Raw genomic sequence first — 7,630 nt, 5'->3', positions numbered from 1 at the left:
GCAGCTCGGCGACGAACTGCAGGCAGGTCGCGTACCGGTCCTCGGGCGCCTTGGCGAGCGCCCGGGCGACCACGGCGTCGACGGCCTCGGGCAGGTCGGGGCGGTGCTCGCGCACGCGGGGCGGCGGGTCGTGGAGGTGCGCCCAGAGCAGCGCGAGGTCGCTCTCGCGGCGGAACGGCGGCGCGCCGGCCAGCATCTCGAACACCACGCAGCCGAGGCCGTACTGGTCGCAGCGCCCGTCCAGCGGGCGGCCGGAGATCTGCTCGGGCGCCGCGTAGTCGAGCGTCCCGACGATCTGGCCGACGCTGGTCAGCCCGCTGAGCGACAGGGACTTCTTGGTGAGCCCGAAGTCGGCGAGGTACAGGTGCTCGGGGTGCTCGCTGTCGGTGCCGGCGGCGACCAGCACGTTGCCGGGCTTGACGTCCCGGTGGACCAGGTCGTGGTCGTGCGCGGCGTCCAGGGCGGAGGCGATCTGCAGGGCCAGCCGGGCGGCCCGGTCGACCGGGAAGGGCCCGCTGCGGCCCATCAGGGCGCGCAGGTCGCCGCCGTCGACGTAGCGCATCGCGATGAACAGGATGCCCTCGTGCTCCCCGGCCTCGAAGATCGGCACGATGTGCGGGTGGTCGATCGCGGCGGCGGCCTCGGACTCGTGCATGAACCGCTGCCGGAACACCTCGTTGCGGGCCAGTTCGGGGGCCAGGAGCTTGACGGCGACGGTCCGGCCGAGCCGCAGGTCCTTCGCGCGGTAGACGACGGCCATGCCGCCGCGCCCGACCTCGCCCTCCAGGCGGTAGCCGGCGACCTCGCGCCCGACCATCCCGGCGGGCAGGCCGGCGGCGTCGGCGGGCCCCATCGGGCTCTCGGGCGGCGGGCCGGTGCCCGGTCCGGACGGGATCACGGTTCGGCCGCCCGGGTGCGGGCGTAGTCGTCGGGCTCCGCGGGGGCGGGGGAGGCGGGTTCTGCGGGGGCGGGGGAGGCGGGCTCCGGCTCGACCCGGTCGGTGGCCGCGTACGTCTGGAGCTGGAGCCCGTCGCAGTAGCACCAGCGGTCGTGCACCGGGTCGAACACCCACAGCGCCTCGCCGTCGACGACCAGGCCGACGCGCAGGCCGCGCGTCTGCTCCCGGAAGGACTCCAGGTCCAGGGCGCCGGCCGCCAGCCGCTCCAGCAGCGCCCGGTGGCGCTCCAGGGCGGCCGCCGCGTCGGCGAGGGCCGGGCGCGGGTCGGCGGTGCGGGCGGGCGGACCGCCGGCGACCGGCGGGGCGTCCGGGAGGGTGATCAGCAGGCGGGCGTCGACCCAGGCGGTCCAGCCGTTGGAGCACAGCACGCGGGCCCAGTCGCCCTGCCGGGCGACGAGCCGCACGGGGAGCAGCTCGTCCAGCCGAGCCGACGGCCGGGCCGGGTCGGGGGCCGCCCAGGTGGCCATCCCGCCGGGCGGGGCGATGTGGGTGGGGCGGAACGCGAACTCGTCCATGCGCGGCACATTTCCTCCGCCGCGCGGGCCGGCGCCCGGGGGTCGGGCCCCGGGGCGGGGGCTGCGTGCGGCACTCGCACCACAGGTCGGTTCCCACTCTACCGGCGGCGGGCCGGGGCTTCCCGGCGCGGCGGCGCCGGCTACTTCCGCATGACGGCGGGCTCGTGGCGGCGCAGCAGGGCCAGGACGAGCAGGCCGTACGTCACCGAGAGCGCGGCCAGCGCGGCCATGCCGAGGAGCCAGCCGCGGCGCTCGTGGCGGAAGAGCGGGTCGGCGGTGAGGACGGTCGGGAAGGACAGGTTGCGCAGGTCGACGGTGCGGGCCATGGCGGACAGGCCCCACCGGGACGGCACGAGCCAGGACGCCTGTTCCAGGCCGGGCACTCCGTGCAGCTTGAGCATCAGGCCGGTGAAGACGATCTGGACCACCGAGACGAGCACGAGCAGCGGCATGGTGGCCTCCTCCTGGGCCACCAGCGCCGAGACCAGCAGCCCGAGCATCATCGCGGAGAACGCGAGCACGGCCACCGCGACGATCAGTTCGGGCAGTTGCGGCATCACGACGCCGGTGGTCACCGCGGGCGGTGCGCCCGGCGGCAGCTTGGGCTCGATCCTCACCCCGGCGATGCCGACCACGGTCAGCAGCGCGGCCTGACCGACCGTGACCGCGCCGAGGACCACGACCTTCGAGACCACGTACGCCGACCGGGACAGTCCGACCACGCGTTCCCGCCGGTAGATCGCGCGCTCCTTGACCAGCTCGCGCACCGAGTTCGCGGACCCGGTCAGCAGGGCGCCGAGGCAGAGCGTGATCAGGCAGTTGATCGCGTTCTCCTGGGAGATCCGGGTGCCCGCGATCGCCCGGCACATGCCGCCGATGACGAAGGGCAGCACGACCATGATGGTGAGGAAGAGCCGGTCGGCGGCGAGCACCGCCGTGTAGCGGCGCACGAGGGTGCCGAGCTGGGCGAACCAGCCCTGGGGCTTCTCCCGGCCGATGGCGGGAGAACCCGGGGCGGCGGGTCCCCTGGGGACGGCCGCGGCGGCCTCGGCGGCGATGTACCGGTGGTACTGCGGCGAGGCGCGGAAGCGCTGCTGCCAGACGCCCCGGTCGTCGCTCTCGAACGCCTCGAACGCCTCCGGCCACTCGTCGAAGCCGAAGAACGCCAGCGCCTCCTGCGGCGGCCCGTAGTAGGCGGTCCGGCCGCCGGGGGCGAGCACCAGCAGGCGGTCGCACACGCTCAGGCTCAGCACGCTGTGCGTCACCACGACCACCGTGCGGCCGTCGTCGGCCAGCCCGCGCAGCATGTGCATCACCGAGCGTTCCATGCCCGGGTCCAGGCCGGAGGTCGGCTCGTCCAGGAAGAGCAGGGAGGGCTTGGTCAGCAGCTCCAGGGCCACGCTGACCCGCTTGCGCTGGCCGCCGGAGAGGCTCGCGATGACCTGGTCGGCCCGCTCGTCCAGGCCGAGCTCGTGGATCACCTCGGTGACCCGCGCCTCGCGCTCGTGCGGGTCGGTGTCGCCGGGGAAGCGCAGCTCGGCGGCGTAGGACAGGGCGCGGCGCACGGTGAGCTGGGTGTGCAGGATGTCGTCCTGCGGCACGAGGCCGATCCGGCGGCGCAGTTCGGCGTAGTCGCGGTAGAGGTCGCGCCCGTCGTACAGGACGGTGCCCTCGTCGGCGGGGCGCAGCCCGGTGAGGGCGTTGAGCAGCGTGGACTTGCCCGCGCCGCTTGGGCCGGCCACCGCGAGCAGCGCCTTCTCGGGGAGCGGGAAGCCGACGCGGTCGAGCAGCACCCGGTGGTCGGGGCCGACGCGGACGACGAGGTCCTGCACGTCGAGGGAGATCTCGCCGGTGTCGGTGTACTCGACGAGGTGGCCGTCGGACAGGCACAGCGCGGAGTGGCCGATGCCGATGATGTCGGCCGGGCCGACGGGCGCGCGCCGGACCGGGCTGCCGTTGAGGTAGGTGCCGTTGTGGCTGTCGAGGTCGACGATCTCGTGTCCGCCGCCGGGCAGTTCGCGCAGTTCGGCGTGGTGGCGGGAGACCACGAGGTCGTCCAGGACGAGGTCGTTGTCCGGCGAGCGGCCGATCCGCACGGCCCGGGCGGGCAGCGGCAGCACGGCGCTGGGGCTGCGGAAGGTGCCGGAGGACTGCGGGGCGACCAGGGACGGGCGTTCGCCGGGCGCGGGCCGGGGGAGGCCGGCGAAGGTCGCGGACGGGCCGTCGGCGGGGTTGCCGAAGCGCACCCGGGTGCCGGGACCGACGTCCTCGGCGCTGATCCGGCGCCCGTCGTCGTAGGTGCCGTTGGTGCTGCCGACGTCCTCCAGCTCCCAGTGGTCGCCGATGGCGTGCAGGACGGCGTGGTGCCACGAGACGCGGGGGTCGTCCAGGACGATCTCGCTCGTCGGGTCGCGGCCGACGTGGTAGGACCGACCCGGATCGATCAGCTGCGAGTCGGTGTCGGTGACCACCATCAGGGGCGGTGCCACGGGTGCGGCCAGGCGCTCTCCCATGGTCGGCATTGTATCGCCGGGGGTGTCCGGGGGCGCGTTTTCACCCGGTGATTGGACTGGACCACTGGATCCGCGCGCCACTATCGTTCGGCGTGCCCGCACGCCATCCGCCGACCACCCGGGGACGGAACGCATGAACGCCTGGCCGGAGTTGCGCCGTTCCCGGATCGTGCGAGCGGGCCGCGCGCCCGGCACCGTCCTGCGCTGCGGACTGATGGACACCATGCTGGCCGACCTCGCCGTCTCGGTCGTGCTCTTCTTCGACCGGCCGCTCGACGACGAGCGGCTCGCCGCCGGCCTCGCCCGCGCCCTCGACCGGGTCCCGGTCTTCGCCGGGCGGCTGCGCACCACCGCCGGCGGCGCCCTGGAGGCCGTCTGCGACGACGCCGGCGTGCCCTTCGACGTGCACGCCGTGGACGGCACGCTCGCCGGGGCGATGGGCCGCGTCGCCGCCGCCGGCGCCGAACTGGTCGACCCGGTGGACGCCCCGGCCGCGCGCACCGGCGGCGGGCCGCTGTTCACCGTCCGCGTCACCCGAACCGCGGACGGCGGCACCGTGCTCGGCTGCTCCTGGCACCACGCCGTCGGGGACCTGCAGAGCTTCATGCTGCTGATGCGCGCATGGTCGGCGGCGGTCGAGGGCGAGCCGCTGCCGGAGGCCGAACTCGTCGCCGACCAGGACGCGCTGCTCGACGAGGTGCTCCCCGCCGAGGACTGCGGACGGCCCGGCTTCCGGCTGCCCGACCCGGCCGAGGCCGCGTTCCTGGCCCGCGAGGTGGCGGCCGGGCCGCGCGCCAACCGGACCGTCCAGATCTACTTCGGGGACGCCGAGATCGAGCGGATGCGCGCCGACTTCGGCGCGGCGGCCGGACGGCGGCTCTCCGCCGGGGACGTCCTCTGCGCCCATGTCGTCTGCACCGTCCGGGAGTTGGACGGTGACGAAGCCGAGCGAATGCTCACCGTCCCGGTCAACGCCCGCCGCTGGCTCGGTCTCTCGCCCGCCCACGTCGGCAACCTGCTGAGCGACCTGCACCTCACGCACTCCGCGAAGGACGGGCCCGCGGCGCTCGCCGCCGCCCTGCGCACGGCCGTCGCCGACTTCCCGGCCGAGCACCTCAACCTGCGGGCCAACCTGCGCTTCCTGGCGGCCGTCGGCCGCGACCGGCTGGGCGACTGCGTCCCGGTCGGCTTCGACCCGGCGGCCCGCCGCTTCAGCTTCTCCAACTGGAGCCGCTTCGGCGCGTACGACGTCCGCTTCCAGGGCGAGCGGCCGGTGTACTTCAGCCCGGCCGCCAACTACCCGCTGCCGTGGGTCTGCTGGACGGTCGAGGGCTTCCGCGGCACCGGCCTCCTGGCCACCGTCGTGCTGCCCGCCCGGCTCGCCGCCCGCCTGCGCGGGGCGGAGGGCCGGGCGGCGCTGCACCGCTTCCGCGACCCGGCCGACGAACTGCCCCCGCCGGCCGCGGCCGTGCCCCGAGTGATCTGACGATCCGTCGGAAAGCTTCGTCAGAAAGCCTTCTCGATGGCCGTCCAGAGCTGCGCCCTGGCCCGCAGGGCGAGCCGGACGGTCTCGGTGCACGCCGCCCACTTCGCGTCGTCCTCGCCGCACAGGTCGATCAGCATCTGCATGGCCATCGGGGTGTGCTGCTCGCCGTCCACCTCGATGTGCCGCACGAGGTAGTCCTTGAAGACGGTGAGCGCACCGTCCGGGTCGTCGATCCGCACCACCTGGGCGAACATGTCCGGGATCAGGTCCTCCCGGCCGAAGGCGAAGGCGGCGGCCCGGCAGTGCACGGGCGCGTTCTCGACGATCGACCACGTGGTGCCGGTGAAGTCGGCGGCGGCCTGCGGCACCCCGGCCGCCTTCAGTGCCTCCGGGACGGCCGTGCCGGCGCCCAGCAGCTCCAGGAAGGCCTCGACCGGGCCGGTGTCGGCGCCCGCCCGGCGCATCCCGTCGACGTACAGCTCGAAGTGGCTGGTGTAGCCCTCGCCGAGCTCGTCGCTCTCCTCGACCAGCACGATCTCGTTGATCAGCCGCCGGCTCGCGGTCGGGCCGGCCGGCACCCACGGGACGTCGACGCAGGTCAGGTCGCGCTGGAGGCTCTTGAGCAGCGACATGAAGTCCCAGACGGCGAAGACGTGGCTCTCCAGGAACGTGCGGACCCGACCGAGGCCGGTCAGCCCGCCGTAGACGGTGTGGCCGACCACCTCGCGGCGCAGCGGGTCGACGGCCTGCTGGAGGCCGGTCAGGCCGGGGTGCGAACGGTCCCAGTGGTAGCGGTTGGTGGACATGCGGAGTCCTTTCGGGGGAGAGGGGAGGGGCTACTTGAGTACCGCGTACAGCGCGCGGCGCAGCTGGTCGCGGCTCGGCTGGAGGGCGCGGTCGAGGACGGGGGCGAACGGCAGGACGGCGCCGTCCGGGCGGGTGACCCGGCGCGGCGGGGCGGTGAGGCGCAGCTCCTCGGCGGCGGTGGCGAGCACCTCGGCGCCGAAGCCGCAGCTGCGGTTGGAGTCGTCGAACACGACCAGCCGGCCGGTGCGTTCGAGCGAGGCGGCGAGCGCGGGCCAGTCGAGCGGATGGAGCGTGCGCGGGTCGAGGACCTCGACGGAGATCTCCCCGGCGACCTCCTCGGCCACCGCGAGCGCGTCGTGGACGAGGTGGCCGACGGCGACGACGGTGACGTCGGTGCCGGAGCGGTGGATCCGGGCCCGGCCGAGCGGGACCGGTGCGAGCTCCCACGTCACCGTCTCCCGGACGGGCAGGGCGGCGGCGGGTGCGAACAGGACGACCGGGTCCGGGTCGCGGATGGCCGAGCGCAGCAGCCCGTAGGCGTCGGTCGGGGTGGCGGGCACGACCGTCTTCACCCCGGCGTGCGCGAAGAGGCTGTACGGGTGGTCGGAGTGCTGGCCCGCCCAGCCGTCCCGGGAGCCGGAGCCGGGCACGACGCAGGTCAGCGGCACGCCCGCCTGGCCGCCGGTCATCAGGGAGAACTTGTGGGCCTGGTTGACGAGTTGCTCGAAGACCAGGAACAGCAGCGAGGGGATCTGGAACTCCAGTACGGGCCGCCGCCCTTCGAGCGCGGCGCCGATCGCCATCGCGGTGAACGCCTGCTCGGAGAGCGGGGTGTCGACGATCCGCTCCGGGCCGAAGCGGTCCAGCAGCCCGAGCGTGGGGCCGGCCAGGCCGGCGCTGATGTCCTCGCCGAACACGCAGACCGCAGGGTCCGCGGCGAGCTCGTCGGCGAGCGCCCGGTTGAGCGCCTTGGTGTACGACAGGCGGGTCATACCACCGCTCCTGCTCTGGGGCGCAGCCCGTCGGCGTACAGGTGGTCGGCGGCGCCGGCCGGGTCGGGGTGTGCGGATGCCAGCGCGAAATCCTCGGCACTGGAAAGGAGTTGTGAGACTTCTGTGTCGATCGTGGCGACCGCGGCGGGGTCGAGCAGGGCGGCGGCCCGGGGCAGTGGGTCGCGGGTGCGCCAGGCGTCGACCTCCTCGGGGGTGCGGTAGCGCGGTTTCATCCGGCGTTCCATGGTGTGGTGGCCCTCGAAGCGGTAGGTGCGGCACTCCAGGAAGGCCGGGCCGCCGCCGCTGCGCGCCCGGTCGACGGCGCGGCGGGCGGCGGCGCGGACGGCGAGTCCGGGCGG

Annotated in this window: 7 protein-coding genes; 1 reads left to right on the top strand and 6 read right to left on the bottom strand. The window is 74.7% G+C overall.

Annotated elements, in window-relative coordinates; genetic code table 11:
* From ACFV4F_RS41400 to ACFV4F_RS41390, 3 genes are all read right to left on the bottom strand, one after another.
* The coding region (locus ACFV4F_RS41400; RefSeq protein ID WP_380510836.1) for a serine/threonine-protein kinase at positions 1-853 on the bottom strand (853 nt) is incomplete at its 3' end.
* A 41-nt stretch (positions 854-894) separates the two neighbouring features.
* Entirely contained in the window at positions 895-1,473 is a 579-nt protein-coding gene (locus ACFV4F_RS41395; protein ID WP_380495611.1) for a hypothetical protein, read from the bottom strand.
* A gap of 140 nt (positions 1,474-1,613) precedes the next feature.
* Entirely contained in the window at positions 1,614-3,986 is a 2,373-nt protein-coding gene (locus tag ACFV4F_RS41390; RefSeq protein ID WP_380510833.1) for an FHA domain-containing protein, read from the bottom strand.
* A gap of 133 nt (positions 3,987-4,119) precedes the next feature.
* Here ACFV4F_RS41390 and ACFV4F_RS41385 point away from each other — a divergent pair, with 133 nt between their 5' ends.
* The gene (locus ACFV4F_RS41385; protein ID WP_380510830.1) at positions 4,120-5,472 is read left to right on the top strand and encodes an acyltransferase; all 1,353 of its coding nucleotides are present in this window, start codon (positions 4,120-4,122) and stop codon (positions 5,470-5,472) included.
* A 20-nt stretch (positions 5,473-5,492) separates the two neighbouring features.
* Here ACFV4F_RS41385 and ACFV4F_RS41380 read toward each other — a convergent pair whose 3' ends face one another.
* The 3 genes from ACFV4F_RS41380 to ACFV4F_RS41370 all read right to left on the bottom strand — a co-directional run.
* Positions 5,493-6,278 carry a DUF3050 domain-containing protein gene (locus ACFV4F_RS41380; protein ID WP_380510828.1) on the bottom strand — a complete coding sequence of 262 codons (786 nt, stop codon included), beginning with the start codon at positions 6,276-6,278 and terminating at the stop codon, positions 5,493-5,495.
* Positions 6,279-6,308: 30 nt separating this feature from the next.
* Positions 6,309-7,271, bottom strand: a complete 963-nt coding sequence (locus ACFV4F_RS41375; protein WP_380510825.1) for an alpha-ketoacid dehydrogenase subunit beta — start codon at positions 7,269-7,271, stop codon at positions 6,309-6,311.
* The coding region (locus tag ACFV4F_RS41370; RefSeq protein WP_380510823.1) for a thiamine pyrophosphate-dependent enzyme at positions 7,268-7,630 on the bottom strand (363 nt) is incomplete at its 5' end. The genes ACFV4F_RS41370 and ACFV4F_RS41375, both read right to left, overlap by 4 nt.

Origin of the sequence: Kitasatospora sp. NPDC059722 (assembly GCF_042733235.1) — a bacterium.
Classification (GTDB): Bacteria; Actinomycetota; Actinomycetes; order Streptomycetales; family Streptomycetaceae; genus Kitasatospora.
This window is presented reverse-complemented; position numbering and strand designations above follow the sequence as displayed.

What these genes read in the sequence shown, in the direction of transcription:
- ACFV4F_RS41395 (WP_380495611.1), bottom strand. Translation starts at nt 1,473, where the DNA reads ATGGACGAGTTCGCGTTCCGCCCCACCCACATCGCCCCGCCCGGCGGG.
- ACFV4F_RS41375 (WP_380510825.1), bottom strand. Translation starts at nt 7,271, where the DNA reads ATGACCCGCCTGTCGTACACCAAGGCGCTCAACCGGGCGCTCGCCGAC.
- ACFV4F_RS41380 (WP_380510828.1), bottom strand. Translation starts at nt 6,278, where the DNA reads ATGTCCACCAACCGCTACCACTGGGACCGTTCGCACCCCGGCCTGACC.
- ACFV4F_RS41385 (WP_380510830.1), top strand. Translation starts at nt 4,120, where the DNA reads ATGAACGCCTGGCCGGAGTTGCGCCGTTCCCGGATCGTGCGAGCGGGC.
- ACFV4F_RS41390 (WP_380510833.1), bottom strand. Translation starts at nt 3,986, where the DNA reads ATGGGAGAGCGCCTGGCCGCACCCGTGGCACCGCCCCTGATGGTGGTC.